Below are 21,527 nucleotides of genomic sequence, written 5' to 3' on the forward strand. Positions count from 1 at the left end.
TATCTGGCGTTGACTTTTGGCACGCTGTTGAGTTCTCAAGGAACGGACGCTTCCTTCGTACTCACCCTCTCGGGCTTTCCTCCGGGCGCTTCCCTTCGGTGTTTCCGACTCTATCAGATCCTTTCGGGCCTGATCCTCAGTCAGAAGGGGGTGTCTTCCCGGCTGTTGGGCCGTTCCGACGTCTCCAACCTTAGCGCGCTCTCTCGGCGATTCCAAAATCGGAGTCGCTCGGCGTCGATCACGTTCGTCGCCGCCCAATGGAAATTGAATTCGGGCATGCCGAAATCAACCCCGTGGGGAGAGATCTTGCTGGTGGTTGGATGCCGCTCGTGCGGCGGAAGTGCTGTCGCAGAACCGTTACGTCTCTGCGGCAACCCGAAGAACTCTACGGATCGACCAGGTGACTGTCAAGCGCCCCTTGTCAAGATCTTTGGACCCGCGTCAGTCCAGGTCGGAGAGGCGTCCGCCGGCGTCCGGCTGGGCGTGCTCCACCCTGCGCAGCAGCCGGGTGAGCACCTCTCCCAGGGCCATGCGCTCCTTTGGGGAGAGGTCCTGGAGGAGGTCCTCCTCGAAGACCGACGCCAGGCGCATCGCCTCCAGCCACTTCTCTCGTCCCTCCGGGGTCAGCTCCACGATCACTCGTACGCGGTTGGACTCGTCCCTCTCACGGGTCACCAGCCCTTCGGAGACCATGCGGTCGATCCGGTGGGTCATGGCGGCCGGGGTCAGGCCGAGGCGCTTGGCGAGGTCGCTGGGGCCCATGCGGTACGGGGCGCCGGAGAGGACGAGGGCCTTGAGGACCTCCCACTCGGCGTTGCTGATGCCGAGGGCGGCGGTCTGGCGGCCGTAGGCGACGTTCATACGGCGGTTCAGGCGGGACAGCGCCGACACGATCTTCTCGACCTGGGGGTCGAGGTCCTGGAACTCGCGCTGGTAGGCGGCGATCTGTTCTTCGAGGGTCGGCTCGCCGGCCCCGGGGGTGTCGGCCATGGGCGGCAGTATCGCATGCCCTTGCTTTGCCTTGAAGTCCTTGCATGTGTACTCTTTAGCTTCGAAGTTTAGCTTCGAAGTCTTCAGTCCTAACCAGTGAGAGAGGTGAACGTGACCAGGGCGATGGGCGCAGCGATGCGCCGGATCCACGTGGGCAACGCACTCAGCGCTTTCGGGCTCGGCTTCACGGTCCCCTACCTGTACGTCTATGTGGCGCAGGTGCGGGGGCTGGGGGCCATGACGGCGGGTCTCGTGCTCGCCGTCTTCGCTGTGGCCGCGCTGATCGTGCTGCCGTTCGCCGGGCGGGCCATCGTCCGGCGGGGCCCGCTTCCGGTGTTGCTCGCCGCTCTGGTCGCCGCCGCCGTCGGTGCGCTGAGCCTGGGGCTGGCGAGCGGGGCGGTGGGCGTGTTGCTGTCGGCGGCCGTCCTCGGGGCCGGGCAGGCCGTGATGCAGCCGGCGCTGGCGACGATGATCGTGGACTGCTCGTCGGCGGAGACGCGGTCGCGGGCGTTCGCCCTGCAGTTCTTTCTGCAGAATCTCGGGCTCGGGGTGGGCGGCCTCATCGGGGGGCACCTCGTCGACACCACCCGCGTCTCCTCCTTCACGCTGCTGTTCGCGATCGAGGCGGCGATGTTCCTGCTGCTGGTCGTGGTGATGACGACCGTGCGGATGCCGCGCGCGCCGCGGATCGGGGACGCGCCGTCCGCCAGGGGGAGCTGGAGGCAACTGCTGGGCAACCGTGCCATGGTGCAGCTGTGTGTGCTGGGTTTCGTGCTGTTCTTCGCCTGCTACGGGCAGTTCGAGTCGGGGCTGAGCGCGTACGGGGTCGAGGCGGCCGGGATCTCCACGTCGGCGCTGGGCACGGCGCTGGCGGCGAACACGCTGGTGATCGTGGTCGCGCAGTTCGCGGTGCTGCGCTTCGTGGAGCGGCGGAGGCGGTCGCGGGTCGTCGCGGCGGTCGGGCTGATCTGGGCCGTGGCGTGGGCCGTGGCCGGGTACGCGGGGCTCGGGGAGACGAGCCAGGCGATGGCGACGGCCGCGTTCGTCTCGACGTACGCGCTGTTCGGGCTCGGTGAGGCGATGCTGTCGCCGACCGTGGCGCCGTTGGTGGCCGATCTGGCGCCCACCGGCCTGGCCGGGCAGTACAACTCGGCGTTCGCCCTGGTGAAGCAGCTGGCGCTGGCCGTGGGGCCGGCGGTGGGCGGGCCGCTCGGGGCCTCGTTGCACGCGCCGTACATCGTGGCGTTCCTGGTGATCTCGCTGGGGATCACGGTGCTGGCCGTGCGTCTGGGGCGGGAGCTGACGGACGTCCAGGACCGGCCGTGGTCGGCGAGGAGCCGGGTGGTGGCCCGGGGCGGGGAGCCGGTGTCCGCCGACGTCTGAGGAACCGGACGTCCCCGGCCGGGGACGTCCGGTCAGGCCGAGCGGGCCTCGGTCACGCGGAGCCGGTGGGCGGAGTGGACGGCGGCGAGCAGCGCGGCGAGGTAGATCGCCGCGGCCAGGACGCCCAGCTGCCACCACGGGACGCTCAGCACGAAGCCCGAGATCCGTGCCGCGAGGACGACCGTCGGCAGCACGGCGATGACCAGGCCGAGCAGGGTGCTCACGGCGATGAGGGCGCCGTGCTGGCAGAGCAGGACCTGGCGCGCCCAGCGCGGCGGGATGCCCACGGCGATCAGCCGGGCGAGGTAGCGGCGCAGGATGCGGGTCTGGCTGCGGGTCGCGGCGAGCACGGCGGCGAGGGCCAGGACCACCAGGCCGACCGCGGTGGCCAGGAGTGCCGCCGGGGGCACCGGGTCGTCGGGCTCCACGTGGATCAGGACGGCTCCGGCGTCCATGCCGGCGTTGATCACCGCCTGTTGCAGGGCGTGGGCCTTGGCGTCGGGGACGCCGGTGACCATGACCGGTCCGTGGGGCTGCATCGGCAGATCCAGGGCGGTGGCGGTGGAGCGCAGCATGATGCCGTCGGAGCCGGCGCGCCACTCGGCCGGGTCCACGTCGAGGGCGGTGGCGGGCAGGTCGGCGGTGCGGCCCAGGACCTTGTCCCCCTCGCGGACGACGAGCCGGACGCGCGGGTCGGATCCGATGGGGGCGTCGGTGGCGTGCGACCAGACCAGGAGGCCGCCGTCGCGCAGTACGGAGGTCTGGGCGGAGTCGAGTCGATGGCCGATCAGCCGTTCGACGTCCTGTGGGGTGTCCGCGGCGAGCAGGCTGCCGTCGTCGCCTTCGCGGCTCGCCATGCGTGGGTTGTCCAGGTCGTCGGTCATCAGGTACCGCACTTCCGTGCGGGGCCGGCCGTCGAGCGCGCCGGAGGCGTCGGCCGTGCGCAGCAGCGCCTTGCCGGGCGGGTAGGTGTCGCTCTGGTGGCCGGCCAGCAGGACCTGCCCGGGGAGGACCGCCGGGTACGACTGCTTCTCCACCGTGCGGATCAGGGTGTCCAGCAGGGTGACGTAGCCCAGTGAGGCGCCGAGCAGCACGGTGAGCACGGCCAGGGCGGCGCAGGCCCTGGCCCGGTCGGCGGCGAGCTGCCGGCGGACCAGGCGGCGCCGGGGGCCGCCCTCGGGCAGCAGTTTGAGCAGTCCGGCGAACACCTCGGGGATGGTCAGGAGCACCGCGCCGATCAGGATGCCGGTGAGGACCATGGCCTGGGCGGGTGAGTCGACCCGGGTGGCGTACACCGCCGTGGCGCACCACGCGGCGACGGCCAGCAGGTGCCGGGCGTCGCGGGCGCGGCGGCCCGAGGGGCGGTCGGCTTGTGGCGTGTCATCGTCCGCGCGGGGGGACCGTGCGGCGCTGCCGCGTCCGGTGCGGGCGAGCACCGCCCCGGCGACCAGGCCGGTCACCAGGACCACGGCGAGCAGCCGCAGCGCGGGCGTGGCGAGGTCGTCGACCGGGCCGGCGGGTCGGTCGCGCAGGTGGGAGACGAGCAGGCGGGCACCCATGCCCACGACGACACCGGCGACGGCTCCGCACCCGGCCGCGGCCAGCGACCAGGCCACTGCGGCCAGGGCGGGGCCGGCCGCCGCCGTCGTACGGGGGACGCCCAGGGAGACCAGGGTGGTGGTGGTACGCCGGAAGCGGCGGCCGTTCAGCCCGAACACCAGGGCCACGGCTGCGGTGGGCACCAGCAGGGAGGGCACGGTGTAGCCGGCCGGGGTCTTCTCGATCCAGGTCTTCTGCGGGCGGGAGGACAGCTGCTCCCGGGTGACCAGGGTGGCGGCCACGGCCGTCCGCCCGTCCCGCCTCAGCGCGGCGGCTTCCTCGCTGTCCCGCCCCTTGGCCCAGGCGCGCGCCGCACCGGCGAACGCGTCGACGACGGCCTCGGGCCGCTCCCCCGACCACACCACGTCCATCTGGGCGGCCAGGACCGGGAATCCCTCGCTCAGGGAGGGGTCGAGGGTGGCCCACGTGCCCGCGCCGAGCAGCAGGTTGGTGCTGTCCGCGGACCGGTCGTCGACGGTGCCGACGACCTTGAGCCGTACGTCGCCCAGCACCGTGAGCGTCTTGCCGGCCGGGGTGCGCACGTCGCCGGGCTCGGTGACGGCCACCTCGCCCGGGCGGCTCGGCCACCGCCCCGACAGCAGTTCGTACCGCTCGGGGTACGGGCGGGAGGTCCAGTCGGTCTCCAGGGCCGTCACGTTGCGGGCGGGCGTGGTGTTCAGCTGGACGTCGGTCGCGCTGAGCACGACGTCGGCGTCCGTGGCTCCGGCGGCGCGCAGCCGGCTCCGCAGGTCGGTGACGAAGGTGTCGTCGCCGGGGAGCAGGGACACGCCGCTGCCGTAGCCGACCTTCGCGCCGTAGCGGCCCAGTTCGTTGTCGGCGACCTGGTCGCCCGACAGGGACAGCGTCCGCAGGGTGACGAACATGGCCATCACCAGCAGCGCGGCGACGAAGACCAGTGCGACCGAGCGGGCCAGGGCCCGCGAGCGGGCCAGCCGCCGGGCGAGCCGCAGGGCCAGGCGCAGCTGACCGTCGTACGTCGTGCCGGCGGGCGTCGTACGGCCGTGTGCGCCGGGCTGGTGCGTCATGCGGGCCTGTGCCCCCGTGTCGTTGTCCGTGCTGGTCACGCGCGGGATTCCAGTCGGCCGTCGACGACCTCGTAGACCGTGTCGGCGAAGTCGCGGCAGCGTGGGTCGTGCGAGCAGATCACGGCGAGGACGCCGTCGTCGCACAGTCTCCGGAACAGCTCGAACAGCTCGCGTGTGGCCGCCGAGTCGAGCGCGCCGGTCGGCTCGTCCGCCAGCAGCACCGACCGCTGTCCGGTGAGCGCCCGGGCGACTCCGACCCGTTGCCGCTGGCCGCCGGAGAGCTGCCAGGGGAACCGGTCCTCCAGCCCGGTCAGGCCGACGCGGGCGAGTTGTTCCAGCGCCTGCTCACGGGCTTCGGCCACGGTCAGGCCGTCGGCCTCCAGGGGCAGGGCGACGTTCTCCGCGGCGGTGAACTCGTCGATGAGGTTGTGCTCCTGGAAGACCACGCCGACGGTGCGCAGCCGCAGGCGAGCGCGCTGCGCCTCGTCGGCCGCGGCCACGTCGACCCCGCCGACCCGGATCTCGCCGGAGTCGGCGAGGTCCAGGCCGGCGAGCAGGTTGAGCAGGGTCGACTTGCCGGAGCCGCTGGCGCCGTACACGCACACGAACTCGCCCGCCCGGGCGGTGAAGTCCACGTCTCGCGCGGCCCATACGGTCTCGGCCGACGAGCGGTAGGCCTTGCACACTCCGCTCGTCCGGACCAGGGGTGCACCAGCGGCTGCGGTCAACTCAGCATCCGTTCGTCGTACGCCAGGACGAGATCTCGTCGCTGTTCCAGGGGGCCACGTTGTTGTCGCTGTCGTTCCTGTGCATGCTCTGCCGGTCGCCGGAGCCGTTGGAGTGCTCGGCCATGCAACCGGTGTGGCTGGCGGAGCGGTTGGCCCACGAGTCCATCTCGTCGTTGCGGTCACCACTCAGGTTCGCCCATGTGCCGGAGCCGTGGGCGCGTTCGCCGATCATCCACCGGAAGTCGTTGTTGCCCCACATGCACATGTTGTTCGAGTTGCAGTCGCTCAGAGCGGCGTTCGCCACGCCTTGTGTGGTGAACAGGCCGGCGCCCACGATCATCGCCGCCGCCAGGGCCGTCTTGACTCTCATCGTTCCCCCTCTGGTGCTGTGTTCGCAGTGTGGTGACGAATCTGCAGCACCACTCGCCACGGCTGTACCCCCCTTGCGGGGGGCCCGGGAGCTATTTCCCCTCGACAGGGGAGTTGACAGGATGGGATGACTTGTGCAGCGGCAGTAAGCGCTTGACCGACGTAGGGTCAAGTGTGAGGCTGCGCAAGCTGGTTGAAGTCTGAAGAACCGCTCTTGACCACAGCGTGTTCTGGTGACCAACGAGTCGATCTACGGGGGATCAGATGGTGCGTGTCGCGTTGGTGGCTCCCATGCTCTCCGCGCGCGTCGCGGTCCGTACGGTGCTGGAGGAAACCCGGCAGTTCAGTGTGGTGGCCGAGGGGGCTCCCGGCACGGTGGCGAACATCGTGCGCTGGTCACGGCCCGACGTGCTGGTGATCAGCCACGCGGCGGAGAGCGAGGCCCTGCACACCCTGCTGCGGTGTCCGGGCCGCCCCGGCAGGCCCTTTTGTGTCGTGCTGGCCGAGCAGCTCACCGGCCACGGCACGCGCCAGCTGCTCCGCCAGGGAGCGGCGGGCGTGCTGCTCCGCGGTACCGCCGCCCGGCACCTGCCCTGGGCGGTCACGGCCGTCGCGCAGGGCAGCCTGGCGCTGGATCCCTGCCTGACGGAGGCCCTGAAGGCCGCCTACGTCCGGCCCGCGGCGGTGGACCGGGAACGGGCCCCCGCCGAGGCCCTGGTCTCCACGCTCACCCCTCGCGAACGGGACGTCCTCGCGCTGGTCGGCGACGGCCTGCCCAACCGGGAGATCGCCGACGCGCTGAGCCTGAGTCCCGACACCGTCAAGGACCACCTCCGCCGCATCTACACCAAGCTCGGCGTCGAGACCCGCCTGCACGCGGCCCGTATCGCCTGGTGCGCGGGGGGCGGCACCGCCGAGCGGCCGGACCGGCAGGTGCCGGAGCCCACGTAGCGGACCGGTACCTGAGCGCCCTCCTCCAGCGCTGCCGTCAGCGGGGACGGCGCCTTGGCCGTCACGTCACCGCCCGCGGCAGTACGAACTCGCACCACACCGCCTTCCCGCCGCCCGGTGTGCGTCTGCACCCCCAGTTCGAGGCGATCGTGGCGACGATGGCGATGCCCCGGCCCGACTCGTCGCCGGGTTCCGCACGGCGGCGCCTCGGGAGGTGGTCGTCGCCGTCGGTGACCTCGATGATCAGACGGCGGTCGGTGCGGCGCAGCCGCAGCCGCATCGGGGGCGTGCCGTGCTGGAGGGAGTTGGCGACCAGTTCGCTGGTGGCCAGGACGCCCAGATCGTGCAGGTCGGCGGGGAAACGCCAGCTGGTGAGGACGCCGGAGGCGAAGGCACGCGCGCGTGGGGCCGCTTCCACGCCGCCGAGCAGTTCCAGGGCCGCGTTGCGGAACAGCTCGCCCTCCGGGCCGGTGCGGGCCGGGTGCTGGAGGACGAGGACGGCCACGTCGTCGTCGTGGTCGGCCGTCACGCCGGCCGAGCGCACCAGGCGGTCGCAGACCACCTGCGGGGTGCCGGTGGCTCCGGCCAGGGCGCGTTCCAGCGCGGCGATGCCCTCGTCGAGGTCCTCGTTGCGGCGCTCCACCAGGCCGTCGGTGTACAGGGCCGCCGTCGAGCCGGGGCCCAGCGGGACCGAGCCGGAGGAGTGCATCCAGCCGCCCGTGCCGAGCGGGGGGCCGGTCGGTTCGTCGGCGCGCAGGACCGTGCCGTTCTCGTCGCGGACCAGGATGGGGAGATGGCCCGCCGAGGCGTACACCAGCCGTCCCTCGTTGGGGTCGTGGACGGCGTACACGCACGTGGCGATCTGGTTGGCGTCGATCTCGGCGGCCAGGCCGTCGAGGAGTTGCAGCACCTCGTGCGGGGGCAGGTCGAGACGGGCGTACGCGCGGACCGCCGTGCGCAGCTGGCCCATGACCGCCGCCGCGCGCACGCCCCGTCCCATGACGTCGCCGATCACCAGGGCCGTCCGTCCGCCGCCCAGGGTGATCACGTCGTACCAGTCGCCGCCGACCGCGGCCTCCGTGCCGCCGGGGTGGTAGGTGGCGGCGATGCGCAGGTCGTCGGGTTGTTCCAGCTCCTGCGGGAGCAGGGACCTCTGGAGGGTCACGGCCGTCTCGCGCTGGCGGCGTTCGCTGGCGCGCAGGCGTTCGGCGGCCTCGGCGTGGTCGGTGACGTCGGTGGCGAAGACCAGTACACCGCCGTCCCCCTCGGTGACCGGGGTGCAGGTGAAGGTGTAGGAGCGGCCGTCGGGGGCCTTGCGGGACTTGACCGTGCGGGGCCTGCCGCTGCGCAGGACCTGGTCCAGCAGGGGCAGCAGGCCCAGCTCGTCGAGTTCCGGGAGCGCCTCGCGCGCGGGTGCGCCGATCGGGCGGATGCCGAAGGCGGCCGTGTAGGCGTCGTTGACGTAGGCGATGCGGTGGTCGGGGCCGTGGACCAGGGCGGCGAGGGAGGGCACGCGGTCGAGGACCTCGCCGACCCTCAGGTCGTCGACGGCGGGTACGGGCGGTGTCTCGTCGGTCAGTTGTTCGGCGCGGGCGGCGGGGACGGAGCCTTCTCCCCGCCGGTCCGTGGGGACCGCCTGCTCGGTCCGCGCTGCCGCGCGGCGCTGCGTTCCGGGGAGCCGGGCGCTCCAGCGCGTGAAGTTCACGAATCCTTGCCTCGTGTAGTTGTCGGCGGCCGGCACCGGAACCGGCCGGGGCCCCGGGAGCCGCACCGGGACGAGCGGCGGCCCGTCCGCGGTGGTGGCCCGCCCGCGGTGGTGGACCAGTCTGGCAGTGTGCGGTCCGGGTCGGCATCCGTCAGACGCCGGGCCGGCCGGTGGAGTTCCTGGGTCCGGTCAGGACGACCCCTTCGGGTTGCCCGGGGGCTCGTGGGAAGGCTTTCCACCGGCCGCGAGTTCGAACTCGGCCCGGGGGTGTTCGAGTGAACCCAGCGAGACGATCTCCCGTTTGAAGAGCCCGGCCAGGGCCCATTCGGCGAGCACGCGCGCCTTGCGGTTGAAGGTGGGCACGCGGCTGAGGTGGTAGGCGCGGTGCATGAACCAGGCGGGGTAGCCCTTGAGCTTGCGTCCGTAGAGGTGGGCGACGCCCTTGTGGAAGCCCAGGGAGGCCACCGAACCGACGTACCTGTGGGCGTACGTCTCCAGGGGCTCGCCGCGCAGGGAGCGCACGATGTTGTCGCCGAGGAGCCGGGCCTGGCGGACGGCGTGCTGGGCGTTGGGGGCGCACTCCCGGCCGGGTTCCCCGGCGGTGACGTCGGGGACGGCGGCGGCGTCACCCGCGGCCCACGCGTGCGGGGCGCCCTCGACCGTCAGCTCGGCGGTGCACCTCAGGCGTCCGCGGTCCTCGCGCGGCAGATCGGTGGCGGCGAGGACCGGGTGGGGTTTGACGCCGGCCGTCCACACGACCGTACGGGTCGGGAAACGGCCACCGTCGCTGAGGACCGCCACCCGCTCCGCGCAGGACTCCAGACGGGTCTGCAGGCGTACGTCGATGTTGCGGCGGCGCAGCTCGCTGACGGTGTAGCGGCCCATCTCCTCGCCGACCTCGGGCAGGATGCGGTCCGAGGCCTCGACCAGGATCCACTTCATGTCCTCGGGCCGGATGTTGTGGTAGTACCGCGCGGCATAGCGGGCCATGTCCTCCAGCTCGCCGAGCGCCTCGACGCCGGCGAATCCGCCGCCCACGAAGACGAAGGTGAGGGCCGCGTCGCGGATCGCGGGGTCGCGGGTGGAGGAGGCGATGTCCATCTGCTCCAGGACGTGGTTGCGCAGGCCGATGGCCTCCTCGACCGTCTTGAAGCCGATGCCGTGGTCGGCCAGGCCGGGGACGGGCAGGGTGCGGGAGACGGAGCCGGGGGCGAGGACCAGTTCGTCGTACGTCAGCTGCTGTCCGCCCGTGCCCTCCTCCTCGGTGGCGAGGGTGGCGATGGTGGCCGTGCGCTTGGCATGGTCGACGGACTTCGCCTCGCCGATGATCACGCGGCAGAGGTCGAGGACACGGCGCAGCGGTACGACGACGTGGCGCGGCGAGATGGCGCCGGCGGCCGCCTCCGGGAGGAACGGCTGGTACGTCATGTACGGGTCGGGGGTGACGACCGTGATCTCCGCCTCGCCCCGCCTCAGCTCCTGCCTGAGCTTCTTCTGCAGGCGCAGGGCCGTGTACATCCCGACGTAGCCGCCGCCGACAACGAGAATGCGCGCACGTTCCTTCACCATCCCATGACGCACCCGCCGCTTGCGTTTGTCCACAGCCCCGACGAATTGTGTGACCGTACGGCGCGGGCGCGCGGGCCGGGGCGGATTGCCGGAGCGCGAGGAAGGTGCGCAGGTCAGCGGGGGTGAGCCGGGGGCCGGGCCGAGGCGCAATCGGGGCGTATCCGACCCGTGGTCCGATCGGGGGGCGCTCCGTGCGGAACCTGCCCCTTCTGAATTGACTCCCTCTCAACTATGTTCGTGTGTCGACGGGGTGTAGGGGGATGCGCTCATCGGGTCCGCGACGGCGGGTTCGGGAAGCGGGCCTGTTCCGCGCGCTCCGGCTTTACATGACGGGGAGAGGTCTCCGGGGGGAGACGTCATTACCGGGGGAACGCATATGCATGTTCAGAACTCGCATTGGTCATCCGCTTCCGCCGTGACATCGGGCGGAGCGACGATGAGCGCGGCGGTGGGCAACGGACGCGGGAACGGAGCGCGGACCACTCCGCTGCGTGTGGACGCACAGCGCAATCTGGAGCACGTACTGCGCGCGGCGCGCGAGGTCTTCGGCGAGCTGGGGTACGGCGCGCCGATGGAGGACGTGGCGCGGCGCGCGCGGGTCGGCGTCGGCACGGTGTACCGGCGCTTTCCGAGCAAGGACGTCCTGGTGCGCCGGATAGCCGAGGAGGAGACCTCCCGGCTGACCGAGCAGGCGCGTGCCGCGCTCGGCCAGGAGGACGAGCCGTGGTCGGCACTGTCGCGCTTCCTGCGCACCTCGGTGGCCTCCGGCGCCGGGCGGCTGCTGCCGCCGCAGGTGCTGCGGGTGGGCGTGGCCGACGAGGCCGCCGCCCGGGTGCCGCAGCAGCGGACGCAGCCGGGCTCGGGTGAGCTGCGGCTGGTGTCCGAGGAGCCGCCGGTTCTCGCGCCGGAGGACGACGCGGGCGCGGCGGAGCTGCTGGAGGTCGTGGGCCGGCTCGTGGAGCGGGCACGCGCGGCGGGTGAGCTGCGGCCCGACGTGTCCGTCTCGGACGTGCTCCTGGTGATCGCGACGGCCGCCCCCTCGCTGCCGGACGCGGCACAGCAGGCGGCCGCTTCGTCCCGGCTGCTGGACATCCTGCTGGAAGGGCTGCGGTCCCGGCCGGCGTGAGGCCGGGGGCCCGCTGCAAGGACGGCCGTGCCGGCCGGCGTAAGGCCGAGGAACCCTTGCGCGCGGCTCGCACGGCCGCGAGCCGAAAAGGCGCGCAGGTGACGGCAGGGCCTGGCCACTGCGCAGGCCCGCCGCTCCGGGCAGCCGCCTGGGCCCGGCTGCTGGACATCCTGCTGGAGGGGCTGCGGTCCCGGCCCGCGTAGGGCCGGAGGGTTCTGCTGGCGGGCCTGCGGTGCCGGTCGGCGTAAGGCCGGTCGGCCCTGCTGACGGGCCTGCGATGTCGGCCGGCGTGAGGCCGGAGGGTGCTGGTGGCAGGCCTCCGGTACCGGCCCGACCAACGCCGAAGGGCGAGGGCCCCTCCCACGCGGCTCGCACTGCCTGCGAGCCGCGCCGGTACGGAGGTGCCGACAGGGCGTGGGCGGCTACGGAGTCCGCGCACCGGGCCACGCGACGAGATCGACGCGGCGGCAGCCGCCCCTGCCGGGAGGTCGAGGCTTCCCCGGACGGGTGACGGTCATGTACTGGTCTCCGGCAAGTCCCCACGGACGAGTGGTTGGTGCGTCCTGCGGTGCACTGAAGAAAAGCAAATATGGCACTCTGACCCGGTGTTCGGACTGGTAGAGCGGCTGGCGGAGGCTTTCCGCGATGAGCGTTGACGGGCGGGACGAGCCGTGCGATGACGGCGGCGGCGCCACGGCCGGTGGCCCGATGTCACCACGGGTGCCGCATCAGGGGGGACGGGCCGGCACCCCGCCGGACGACGATGTCGCGGTGCCCTCGGACGCTGTCGTCCCGGCACAGCGCAACCGGCACGAGGACGGCGTCCTGCCGCCGCCGCGCGAGCAGCCGCCGTCCGACGCCGACCTCATCGGCCGGATGCGCTCGGGCGACGACAGCGCGTACGAGGAGCTGTACCGGCGCCATGCCACGGCGGTGCGCCGGTACGCCGGCACCTGCTGCCGGGACGCCCACACCGCGGACGACCTGACCGCCGAGGTCTTCGCCCGCATGCTCCAGGCGGTCCGCGGCGGCTCGGGACCCCGGCACGCGGTCCGCGCGTATCTGCTCACCTCCGTGCGTCGCGTGGCCGCCGGCTGGACGCGGTCGGCGAAGCGGGAGCAGCTCGTCGACGACTTCGCGGTGTTCGCCACGCAGGCCGCGCGGAGCTCCGAGGTGTCCGACGACGACACGCTGGGCCTGGGCGCCGACGTCCGCGCCCTGCACGAGGCCGAGCAGTCCCTGGCGATGCGGGCCTTCCGGTCGCTGCCGGAGCGGTGGCAGGCCGTGCTGTGGCACACCGAGGTCGAGGACGAGTCGCCCAGCGAGGTGGCCACGCTCTTCGGTCTGGACGCCAACGGCACCCGCGTCCTCGCCAGCCGCGCCCGTGAGGGACTCAAGCAGGCCTACCTCCAGGCCCACGTCAGCGCCACGCTCGCCGACGACGAGCAGTGCGCGCGCTATGCCGACCAGCTCGGCACCTATGCCCGGGGCCGGCTGCGCACCCGCGCCGAGCGGGGCCTGCGCAAGCACCTGGAGGAGTGCGCCAAGTGCAGGCTGGCCGCGAGCCAGATCGAGGAGGTCGCCGGCGGCATCCCGGCCGTCGTGCCGGTCGCCGTCATCGGCTGGCTGGGTGCCGCCGGGTACGGCAGGACGGCCGGGCTCCTCGCCCAGAGCGCCGGAGCGGGCGCGGCCGGTGGCGCGGGTACGGCCGCGGCGGCGGGCGGCGGCTCGTCCGGCGCGGCGGGAGCCGGTGGCGGTGCGGCGGCCTCCGAGGGGCTCGGCGCGCCCGTGAAAGCGGGCATCGCGGCCAGTGTGGTCGGCGTGGCGGCGGCCGCGGCACTGGCGCTGGCCCTCGCCGGGAACGACACCCCCGAACAGGAGCCGAAGGCCGCGCCGCCGGCGTCCTCCCCGGTGAGCCGACCCACCGAGGACCCGCCCGCGTCTTCGGAGGGGGAGCCCGGGCCTGGGCCCGGGGTGAACGAGCCCGCTCGTGCGACCTCCCGGCATTCGGCTCCGACCGCGAAGTCGACGTCCGAGCCGACGACGGGCTCGGCACCGACACCGACCTCGTCAGCGACGCCCACCCCGCGGCCGACTTCTACGCCGGCACCGGGGCCCACGCCGACTTCGCCGGTCCCGGCCGTCCCGGCCATGCACCAGCGGAGCGAGGTGTCGTACGACGTCACCGGCGAGGGCACCGGGCCCGAGCTGAGCGTCGTCGAGAGCGCGTGGGTGCGGCAGCGGTCGAGTCTGTCCGTCGCCGACCGGCGTGACGAGCACGGCGTGACCGTGCGCGCCCGCTCCTCCCTCACCGTGGACCCCGACCACGCCTCGATCGCCCATGACGCGCTGGTCGATGTCGACGTCGACGACGGACCGGGCGGTGTGGAGGTTCACCCCCGCCCGAGCCCCTGAGGGGTCACGCGCGCCGGAGGACACCGGCCTCGCCCAGCTCCCGCAGGACGTCCTCGGCGGTGAGGGACCCGCCCGTGCGGCACTCCGCCGCGTACCGCCCGGGGCCGAGCACCGCGCGGGCGGCGGCCTCGGCCCGCTCGACCTGTGCGCGCTCCGGCATGGGACGCGGACGGCCACGGCGCCAGCGCTCACCAGCGCCGATCAGCCGTGCCGCGCGCCGGGCGTCGTCGAGTTCGCACAGCAACCCCGCCGCACGGTCCACGAGCGTCGCCCGGATGGTCTCGGAGCACCGCTTCCGCACGGCCTCGCGCAGCGCGCAGGCCAGCTTGGGCACGGCGTGCTCCGGGCCCGACTCGCCGGCCGTGAGCATCGCGTCGACCAGGTCCAGCATCACCGAGAACTGGGGCGGCGGCGTCCCCCGCGCGGCCTCCGCCCGGGCCGCCTCCCACAGCTCACGCGCCCGGGCGGTGTGCGGCGCCGTGGTCGTCCTCCGCCTGGGTGACGCCCAGGATCCTGTACCGCACTGGGTCATTGTGACGGGGTGGGTCCGGCCGCGGCGGCTGACAGGGGGATCGGCGTGGGTGCCGTGCCGAGGTGGGTGCGCACCCGGCGCGACGGCGTACCGCTGCGCCCACCCGTGCCGCCCTGGGGGTACCGCCCAGGCTCTTCAGGCACTGGGGGAGGCACGACTTCCGGCAGCTCCAGCCGACGCGCACCCTCCGCGCGGCCCCGAGCCCCGACGAAACGGCCGGCGCTACAGCACCCCCACCGCTCCCGCACGGGCCGCCGCAGGCATCCACCGCGGCCGGACCGCCGGAGGCACACCGCGTCACACCCCCGCCACACCCCCGGACGCAGCCGCCCCCAACGCCCCCCGCTGCGGCGCGATCCCCGCCGGTACCGCCCGCTGCCGGGCCGGTGTGCCCGTCCAGCACGTGCCGCGCCGGGACAGCAGCCGACGGAGCCACAGCTCCAGGGAGACCAGGTCCGCCAGGCCGTCCACCGGCAGTGGTTCACCGGCCGCCGCCCGGCGCACCGCGGCCCGGACCACCCGCGCCTCCACCAGTCCCGCCTCCGCGAGCAGCGGTGTCTCGAACAGCATCAGCAGGGAGTCCGCCGCCGTCCGCAGCCCCGTACGCGCGGCGGCCGTCGCCGTCGTCTGGGTCGGCGCGCCCCAGCCCGGCGGCAACTCGCGTACGCCCGCGCCCTCCAGCACGGTCCGCAGGATCGCCGCCCGCGCCCCCGGCCGTACCCGCAGCGCCTCGGGAAGCGCCCGCGCGGCCCGCACCACCTGGTTGTCGAGGAACGGTGCGTGCAGTCGCTGGAAGCGGATCTCCGCGGCCTGCTCCAGCACGCGCAGGTCCGCCGCGTACCGCGCCAGTGCCGCACGCGCGCGGAAGTCGCCGGGCCGCTGCCCGGGCCCCACCTCGGAGCGGTGCGTCGACGCCTGCAGGCGAACCGATACTTCGGCCAGTGCCTCACCCGTCAGCCAGCGTGCCGCCGGCCCGGGTCTGCCCCAGGTCAGCGCGGCGAGCGAGGCCTCCACCGCGCCGTCGGGCGCGTCGAAGCCGTCCGCGCGGTGCTCCAGGAGGACCTCGGCCAGGGACTCCAGACCCGCCCGGTACGGCGTACGGGCCAGCCGCCGTGCCGCGGCGTACACGCGCGCGGGAACCATCACCGAGCCGTCGGCCTTCGCCAGCGCGGCGACGGGACGCACGAGGTGGCGCCGCTTGCGGTCCATCAGCAGGTCGGCCAGGCGGGCGGGGTGGGCGTCGAGGACCTGGCGCGCCCCGTAGCCGGTGAAGTGGTCGGCGCTGCCCGCGGCCAGCCGGGCCCGGTGCCGCGCCGCCGTCACCAGGCACCGGCCCGGTTCGTCGGTCAGCGGCCCGTCCAGGTCGGCGTACGGCAGGGTCTCCTCACCGCCCGCCACGACGACATGGTGCAGGCGGGGGTTGGCCGCCAGCGCACCGGCCCGCTCCAGTTCGGCCTCCCGGCCGCCGACGGCCAGGTCGTTGAACGTGACGGCCAGCAGCCGCTCCCCGGCGCCCGTGCCGTGGCCCAGCACCGTGCCGGGCATGCCCGGCAGCCCGGCCGCGAGCAGGGCCAGCGTGCCGGAGGCGGACCCCCCGGACAGGTCGGCGCCGATCCCCGGAACCGGCATCCCGCGCGCGGCACGCCGTTCGGCCGGCCCCATGCCGGGCACCGGGCCGGGGTCGATGCCGTCCCCGGGCACGTGCCGGGGCGCGGACAGACGGGTACGGACGGCCTCGACGAGCGCGTCGCGCACGGCGTCGACCGCGCTGTCCGGGTCGGCCGGGGGCGCGGCGACCGCGAGGGAGGCGACCGGCTCGTATCCGGCGACTTCCCGCGCCCCGGCGCGCAGGATCAGCGCATGCCCCGGCGGAACGCGCCTCACGCCGTCGTACGGAGTGGAGTCGTGCAGCGCGGCCGGCACATCGGGGGCGGCGAGCAGCGCGGCGAGGTGTCCGAAGTCGAGGTTGGCCTCGACGAGGTCGGCGAGCGGCAGCGCGGCTGTCGCGAACGCCGTGCCGCCGGACCACGGGGTGTGGAACACGGGGCGCGCGCCCGCCAGATCGCCGCAGACGGTGATCCGCCGGCCCACCCGCACCACGGCCGTGTAGCTGCCCGGCCAGGCCGTCAGGTGCCGAAGCGCTCCCCCGCGCGCGGCGAACAGGGCGACACGCAACTGCTCGTCACTGGCCCCGCAGATGCCGAGGACGGCGATACGGGTCTGCTCGTCGGCCGTCACGACCCGGACCTCGTCGGGGCGCCAGTCGCCGACCGCCCACAGCGGGTCGGGACCGCCCCACAGCAGCTGGGAACCGACCGGGTGCACGGTCTCGCCCTCGGCTCCGATGTCGTACCCGGTGGCTCCCGCGGAGCCGGCCCGGACGGCGCCCGCGGCGGTGCTGCTCCATCCCACCAACCACCGCATCGACGCCTCCACAGCTGTGGACAACCAGTGCACCGTACGAACCGGTTCACCATGCTGCCATGAAGGACACGCCGTGGAGGGTGCGCGGATCCGCTTGCGCTCCGGCAAACGCGCCCCCGCGTGCGCGCCCGAGCCCCATCGGCCCACGTCCGCGCCGCGCCGAACCCGGTCGGCACGCGGCACCGGCGACGAGAAATGCGCCCCGAAAAGCGCCCCTGAGAACACCCAACGCGCCCTCAAGTACCGTGGTAGATGCGGTGATTCCCCCGGAAGAGTGGGGCCTATTTTCAGCCAAATCGGAGCAACGAGAACAGAGTCGAACACGCTCCGTACAGGCTCTGCGTACCGCCCGGCGGTCGCGCAGTCCGGGAGGCGGAGCCCGCCCCCCGGACCGTTCCGCCGCCCGCGGGGATGGAGGCGGCGGTGTCCCCCAGCCCACTGGATCCAGTACAGCGGGCCGACCCACGCACGGACCATGGAACCGCTCCCCAGGTGGCTGGAGAAGAGCGCACGGACGGGCGCACGGCCACACACCGGGAGCACGCCGCAACAGCGCGTGTCCGACCCGCACTTGAGTGCGGACCACAATCCCGCCAACCGGAACAATGCCCCTTAACGCTTGGGATGCGGCGAACTACGCTGGGTTTACGAATGCCGCGTGGTTATGCCAGCGCGGCAGCCGTCTGTGTCGAGGGGTGGCGCATGTCCAGGGAGCAACGCGGGCCGAACGAAAAGCTCGGCGCCGTTCTCGCCCTCGCGGGTATCTCGAACGCCGGACTCGCACGGCGCGTCAACGACCTCGGCGCGCAACGCGGGCTGACGCTTCGCTACGACAAGACGTCGGTGGCGCGCTGGGTGTCGAAGGGCATGGTGCCGCAGGGTGCGGCGCCGCACCTGATCGCCGCCGCCATCGGCCAGAAGCTCGGCCGCCCGGTGCCGCTCCACGAGATCGGCCTGGCCGACGCCGACCCCGCGCCCGAGGTGGGCCTCGCCTTCCCCCGGGACGTCGGACAGGCGGTGAAGTCCGCGACCGAGCTGTACCGCCTCGACCTCGCCGGCCGCCGCGCCGGCTCCGGCGGCATCTGGCAGTCGCTCGCCGGATCGTTCGCGGTGAGCGCCTACGCAACGCCCGCCTCGCGGTGGCTGATAACCCCGGCCGACAGCTCGGTGGCGCGCGAGGCGAACCCCTCCGAAGGCTCCGGCGCACCGATCAAAGTCGGCCACAGCGATGTGCGGAAGCTCCGGGAGGCCGCCGAGGACGCGCGGCGCTGGGACTCCAAGTACGGCGGCGGCGACTGGCGTTCGTCGATGGTCCCCGAGTGCCTGCGGGTCGAGGCCGCGCCCCTCCTGCTCGGCTCCTACTCCGACGAGGTCGGCCGGGCCCTGTTCGGCGCCTCCGCCGAACTCACCCGCCTGGCGGGCTGGATGGCCTTCGACACGGGCCAGCAGGAGGCGGCCCAGCGCTACTACATCCAGGCCCTGCGCCTGGCCCGGGCGGCGGCCGACGTGCCCCTGGGCGGCTACGTCCTGGCCTCCATGTCCCTGCAGGCCACCTACCGCGGTTTCGGCGACGAGGGCGTGGACCTCGCCCAGGCGGCCCTGGAACGCAACCGCGGCCTGGCCACGGCCCGCACCATGAGCTTCTTCCGCCTCGTCGAGGCCCGGGCACACGCGCGTGCGGGCGACGCCCAGGCGGCCGGCGCGGCCCTGAAGGCGGCCGAGAGCTGGCTGGAGCGTGCCCGCCCCGGCGACCACGACCCCAGCTGGCTCGGCTTCTACTCCTACGACCGCTTCGCCGCCGACGCGGCCGAGTGCTACCGCGACCTCAAGGCGCCCCGCCAGGTCCGCCGCTTCACCGAGCAGGCGCTGTCCAAACCGACGGAGGAGTTCGTCCGCTCGCACGGTCTGCGGCTGGTCGTCTCCGCGGTCGCCGAACTGGAGTCGGGCAACCTCGACGCGGCCTGCGAGCAGGGCGTCAGAGCGGTGGAGGTGGCCGGACGCATCTCCTCGGCCCGCACCACCGAATACGTCAGGGATCTCCTGCACCGCCTGGAGCCGTACGGCGACGAGCCGCGCGTGGTCGAGCTGCGGGAACGCGCGCGACCGCTCCTGATGGCCCCGGCCTGAGCCGGCCGCTCCCCGCACGCCCCGGGTCTGAACGCATTGTCAGTGGCACAGTGCACTATCGAAACCGGGAGGTGACGCAGGTGCGGGCCGAGATGGCATACGACTGCGACGTGCTGGTGATCGGCGGCGGAATCGTCGGCCTGTCGACGGCGTACGCGATCACACGGGCCGCGCCGGGCACGCGCGTCACGGTGCTGGAGAAGGAACCGGGCCCGGCCCGCCACCAGACCGGTCGCAACAGCGGCGTGATCCACAGCGGCGTCTACTACCGTCCCGGCTCCCTCAAGGCGCGCTACGCGGTGCGGGGCGCCGCCGAGATGGTCAAGTTCTGCGCCGAGTACGGCATCGCCCACGCCGTCACCGGCAAACTGATCGTCGCGACCGACCGCGCGGAACTGCCCCGCCTGCACGGACTGGTCCAGCGCGGCCGGGAGAACGGCATACCGGTACGGGAGCTGGGAGCGGCCCAGATCGCCGAGTACGAGCCCGAGGTGCGGGGCCTGGCGGCGATACACGTCGGCACGACCGGCATCTGCGACTTCGCCGGAGTGGCCCGGCAACTGGCCGAGGCGTCCGGAGCGGAGATCCGCTACGGCGCGCGGGCCGTGCGCATCGACCGGCGCCCCGACCTGGGCGTCGCCGTGCGCACCACGACCGGGGACGTCGTACGCGGCCGGGTCCTGGTGAACTGCGCGGGCCTGTACTGCGACGAGATCGCCCGCATGACGGGGGACGACCCCGGCGTACGGATCGTGCCGTTCCGCGGCGAGTACTACGAGCTGGCGCGCCCCGACCTGGTCCGCGGCTTGGTCTACCCGGTCCCGGACCCGGCGTTCCCGTTCCTCGGCGTGCACCTCACACGCGGTGTCGACGGCAGCGTGCACATCGGCCCCAACGCGGTGCCGGCGCTGGCCCGCGAGGGCTACGACTGGGGCACGGTACGCCTCGCCGAGCTGGGTACGACACTCACCTGGCCGGGCGCGTGGCGGATAGCGCGGCGGCACTGGCGGTACGGGGCGGGCGAGCTGCGCCGGTCCCTGTCCAAGGGTGCGTTCACCCAGGCCGTACGGCGGTTGCTGCCCGCGGTGACGGAGGACGATCTGGTGCCGACGGCGGCGGGAGTGCGGGCGCAGGCGGTACTGCGGGACGGGACGCTGGTGGACGACTTCCTCATCCGGGAGGTGCCGCGAACGGTCCACGTCCTGAACGCGCCGTCACCCGCGGCGACGGCGTCCCTGCCGATCGGCAGGGAGGTGGCGAGGAGGGCGCTGGCCGTACTGGGGCGTGAGTGAACCGGTGGGCTGTCGGCGCGGTGGGTTCCAGGTTGCTCGGCGCCGCTGCCGGGGCCGGGGCGATGCGCGACCCGGCGCGAGGAGCTGGCGGCTGAGCGGCTGCCGCCGCAGCAAGGACGGGACAGATGTCGACGCGTTCACGGCCGCCCACGGCGGGAAGGGGACGTGTCGGGGGGGTGTCCGCCCGCAGCGGCTGCCGGAAGCCCGCAGCACCCCGCAAAGACACCGTGCGGCAGCCCGAGGACGGACACCCCCGGCGCGTCCCCGACCCACCCCCGACAGGCAGGCGCTACAGCAGCCCCCACCGAAGCCGCACAGGCCGCCGCAGGCACCCCACGCCACCGCCGCAGGCACCCCGCCCCACCGCCGCAAGCATTACGCCCCCCGTAAAATCGACCTCACTGTGACTGACTCCGTGAACACCCCCGAAGCCCCCCACCCGACCCCCGGGACGTCCGTCCGGCACTTCCGGGCCAAGGGGGAGCCGCGTTTCCCGGACGGGCCGAAGGCCGATCCCGCCGGGTCGCACTTCGAGCGGCGCATCCGGAGCTTCCAGCCGCGCAGGAGCCGCGTCACCGCCGGGCAGGCGGACGCGCTGCAGCGGTTGTGGCCCAAGTGGGGGTTCGATATCGACGGGGCCCGCCGCCTCGACCTCAGCGAGCTGTTCGGGAACGACAACCCCGTCGTCCTGGAGATCGGCTTCGGCATGGGCGAGGCCACCGCCCAGATGGCCGCCGCCGACCCCGGCACCAACATTCTCGCGGTCGACGTTCACACCCCCGGCCAGGGCAACCTCCTCAACCTCGCCGACCGCAGCGGCCTGACCAACATCCGCGTCGGCAACGGCGACGCGATCATCCTCCTGCGCGAGATGCTCGCCCCGGACTCCCTGGACGGCCTCCGCGTCTATTTCCCCGACCCCTGGCCGAAGAAGCGGCACCACAAACGCCGGCTCATCCAACCCGCCTTCCTCACCCTGGCCGCGACCCGCCTCAGGCCGGGCGCGATCGTGCACTGCGCGACCGACTGGGAACCGTACGCCGAGCAGATGCTCGGGGTGCTCACGGCGCACCCCGACTTCGAGAACACCCAGGCGGACGGGGGTTTCGCGCCGCGCCCCGGCTTCCGCCCGCTGACCCGTTTCGAGGGCCAGGGACTGGACAAGGGACATGTCGTGAACGACCTGCTCTTCCGTCGCGTACAGCACGCCGTACGGCAGCCCGTACAGCACCCCGTACAGCCGCCCATGTAGCACCACGTCGTTAGGGTCA

At 73.5% G+C, this 21,527-nt stretch carries 15 protein-coding genes; 7 read left to right on the forward strand and 8 right to left on the reverse strand.

Annotated elements, in window-relative coordinates; all coding sequences use genetic code 11:
* Nucleotides 1-441 precede the first annotated feature (441 nt).
* Nucleotides 442-990, reverse strand: a complete 549-nt coding sequence (locus ACFPZJ_RS07855; RefSeq protein ID WP_381019018.1) for a MarR family winged helix-turn-helix transcriptional regulator — start codon at nt 988-990, stop codon at nt 442-444.
* 123 nt (nt 991-1,113) lie between these two features.
* On the opposite strand from ACFPZJ_RS07855, the gene ACFPZJ_RS07860 reads away from it, so the two are divergent.
* Nucleotides 1,114-2,373, forward strand: a complete 1,260-nt coding sequence (locus ACFPZJ_RS07860) for an MFS transporter (protein ID WP_381020109.1) — start codon at nt 1,114-1,116, stop codon at nt 2,371-2,373.
* A gap of 32 nt (nt 2,374-2,405) precedes the next feature.
* Here the strand turns inward: ACFPZJ_RS07860 and ACFPZJ_RS07865 are convergent, their stop codons facing one another.
* From ACFPZJ_RS07865 to ACFPZJ_RS07875, 3 genes are read right to left on the reverse strand one after another with little or no spacing between them, the layout of a single operon-like run.
* Entirely contained in the window at nt 2,406-5,057 is a 2,652-nt protein-coding gene (locus tag ACFPZJ_RS07865; RefSeq protein ID WP_381019020.1) for a hypothetical protein, read from the reverse strand.
* A complete protein-coding gene (locus ACFPZJ_RS07870; protein ID WP_381019021.1) occupies nt 5,054-5,746 on the reverse strand; it encodes an ABC transporter ATP-binding protein in 693 nt (230 codons plus the stop codon). The genes ACFPZJ_RS07865 and ACFPZJ_RS07870 overlap by 4 nt, the downstream gene beginning before the upstream one ends.
* Nucleotide 5,747: 1 nt before the next feature.
* Nucleotides 5,748-6,116, reverse strand: coding sequence for a peptidase inhibitor family I36 protein (locus tag ACFPZJ_RS07875; protein WP_381019023.1), 369 nt, complete (start codon nt 6,114-6,116; stop codon nt 5,748-5,750).
* A 290-nt stretch (nt 6,117-6,406) separates the two neighbouring features.
* Here ACFPZJ_RS07875 and ACFPZJ_RS07880 point away from each other — a divergent pair, with 290 nt between their 5' ends.
* A complete protein-coding gene (locus tag ACFPZJ_RS07880; RefSeq protein WP_381019025.1) occupies nt 6,407-7,066 on the forward strand; it encodes a LuxR C-terminal-related transcriptional regulator in 660 nt (219 codons plus the stop codon).
* Nucleotides 7,067-7,127: 61 nt separating this feature from the next.
* Here ACFPZJ_RS07880 and ACFPZJ_RS07885 read toward each other — a convergent pair whose 3' ends face one another.
* Entirely contained in the window at nt 7,128-8,771 is a 1,644-nt protein-coding gene (locus tag ACFPZJ_RS07885) for an ATP-binding SpoIIE family protein phosphatase (protein WP_381019027.1), read from the reverse strand.
* Nucleotides 8,772-8,960: 189 nt separating this feature from the next.
* The gene (locus ACFPZJ_RS07890; RefSeq protein WP_381019029.1) at nt 8,961-10,340 is read right to left on the reverse strand and encodes an NAD(P)/FAD-dependent oxidoreductase; all 1,380 of its coding nucleotides are present in this window, start codon (nt 10,338-10,340) and stop codon (nt 8,961-8,963) included.
* Nucleotides 10,341-10,716: 376 nt separating this feature from the next.
* Here ACFPZJ_RS07890 and ACFPZJ_RS07895 point away from each other — a divergent pair, with 376 nt between their 5' ends.
* Together ACFPZJ_RS07895 and ACFPZJ_RS07900 are read left to right on the forward strand one after the other, a co-directional pair.
* Nucleotides 10,717-11,466, forward strand: coding sequence for a TetR/AcrR family transcriptional regulator (locus ACFPZJ_RS07895; protein WP_381019031.1), 750 nt, complete (start codon nt 10,717-10,719; stop codon nt 11,464-11,466).
* Between the two features lie 645 nt (nt 11,467-12,111).
* Nucleotides 12,112-13,881, forward strand: a complete 1,770-nt coding sequence (locus tag ACFPZJ_RS07900; protein WP_381019033.1) for a sigma-70 family RNA polymerase sigma factor — start codon at nt 12,112-12,114, stop codon at nt 13,879-13,881.
* A gap of 4 nt (nt 13,882-13,885) precedes the next feature.
* Here ACFPZJ_RS07900 and ACFPZJ_RS07905 read toward each other — a convergent pair whose 3' ends face one another.
* Together ACFPZJ_RS07905 and ACFPZJ_RS07910 are read right to left on the reverse strand one after the other, a co-directional pair.
* Nucleotides 13,886-14,413, reverse strand: coding sequence for a hypothetical protein (locus ACFPZJ_RS07905; RefSeq protein WP_381019035.1), 528 nt, complete (start codon nt 14,411-14,413; stop codon nt 13,886-13,888).
* 297 nt (nt 14,414-14,710) lie between these two features.
* Nucleotides 14,711-16,837 carry an asparagine synthase-related protein gene (locus ACFPZJ_RS07910; RefSeq protein ID WP_381020111.1) on the reverse strand — a complete coding sequence of 709 codons (2,127 nt, stop codon included), beginning with the start codon at nt 16,835-16,837 and terminating at the stop codon, nt 14,711-14,713.
* 702 nt (nt 16,838-17,539) lie between these two features.
* Between ACFPZJ_RS07910 and ACFPZJ_RS07915 the strand changes: the two genes are divergently transcribed.
* The 3 genes from ACFPZJ_RS07915 (at nt 17,540) to trmB (ending at nt 21,508) form a co-directional block, all read left to right on the forward strand.
* On the forward strand, nt 17,540-18,964 hold the full coding sequence (locus tag ACFPZJ_RS07915; protein WP_381019036.1) for an MFS transporter: 1,425 nt from the start codon (nt 17,540-17,542) through the stop codon (nt 18,962-18,964).
* 92 nt (nt 18,965-19,056) lie between these two features.
* Nucleotides 19,057-20,256 (forward strand): L-2-hydroxyglutarate oxidase, encoded by a 1,200-nt coding sequence (gene lhgO / locus ACFPZJ_RS07920; RefSeq protein WP_381019038.1) that lies wholly within the window; start codon nt 19,057-19,059, stop codon nt 20,254-20,256.
* A 403-nt stretch (nt 20,257-20,659) separates the two neighbouring features.
* A complete protein-coding gene (trmB, locus tag ACFPZJ_RS07925; RefSeq protein WP_381019040.1) occupies nt 20,660-21,508 on the forward strand; it encodes a tRNA (guanosine(46)-N7)-methyltransferase TrmB in 849 nt (282 codons plus the stop codon).
* Nucleotides 21,509-21,527 lie beyond the last annotated feature (19 nt).

Source organism: Streptomyces bullii, from assembly GCF_042657145.1.
Classification (GTDB): Bacteria; Actinomycetota; Actinomycetes; order Streptomycetales; family Streptomycetaceae; genus Streptomyces; species Streptomyces bullii.

What these genes read in the sequence shown, in the direction of transcription:
- ACFPZJ_RS07855 (WP_381019018.1), bottom strand. Translation starts at nt 990, where the DNA reads ATGGCCGACACCCCCGGGGCCGGCGAGCCGACCCTCGAAGAACAGATC.
- ACFPZJ_RS07860 (WP_381020109.1), top strand. Translation starts at nt 1,114, where the DNA reads ATGGGCGCAGCGATGCGCCGGATCCACGTGGGCAACGCACTCAGCGCT.
- ACFPZJ_RS07875 (WP_381019023.1), bottom strand. Translation starts at nt 6,116, where the DNA reads ATGAGAGTCAAGACGGCCCTGGCGGCGGCGATGATCGTGGGCGCCGGC.
- ACFPZJ_RS07880 (WP_381019025.1), top strand. Translation starts at nt 6,407, where the DNA reads ATGCTCTCCGCGCGCGTCGCGGTCCGTACGGTGCTGGAGGAAACCCGG.
- ACFPZJ_RS07890 (WP_381019029.1), bottom strand. Translation starts at nt 10,340, where the DNA reads ATGGTGAAGGAACGTGCGCGCATTCTCGTTGTCGGCGGCGGCTACGTC.
- ACFPZJ_RS07895 (WP_381019031.1), top strand. Translation starts at nt 10,717, where the DNA reads ATGCATGTTCAGAACTCGCATTGGTCATCCGCTTCCGCCGTGACATCG.
- ACFPZJ_RS07900 (WP_381019033.1), top strand. Translation starts at nt 12,112, where the DNA reads ATGAGCGTTGACGGGCGGGACGAGCCGTGCGATGACGGCGGCGGCGCC.
- ACFPZJ_RS07905 (WP_381019035.1), bottom strand. Translation starts at nt 14,413, where the DNA reads ATGACCCAGTGCGGTACAGGATCCTGGGCGTCACCCAGGCGGAGGACG.
- ACFPZJ_RS07910 (WP_381020111.1), bottom strand. Translation starts at nt 16,837, where the DNA reads ATGCGGTGGTTGGTGGGATGGAGCAGCACCGCCGCGGGCGCCGTCCGG.
- ACFPZJ_RS07915 (WP_381019036.1), top strand. Translation starts at nt 17,540, where the DNA reads ATGTCCAGGGAGCAACGCGGGCCGAACGAAAAGCTCGGCGCCGTTCTC.
- lhgO (WP_381019038.1), top strand. Translation starts at nt 19,057, where the DNA reads ATGGCATACGACTGCGACGTGCTGGTGATCGGCGGCGGAATCGTCGGC.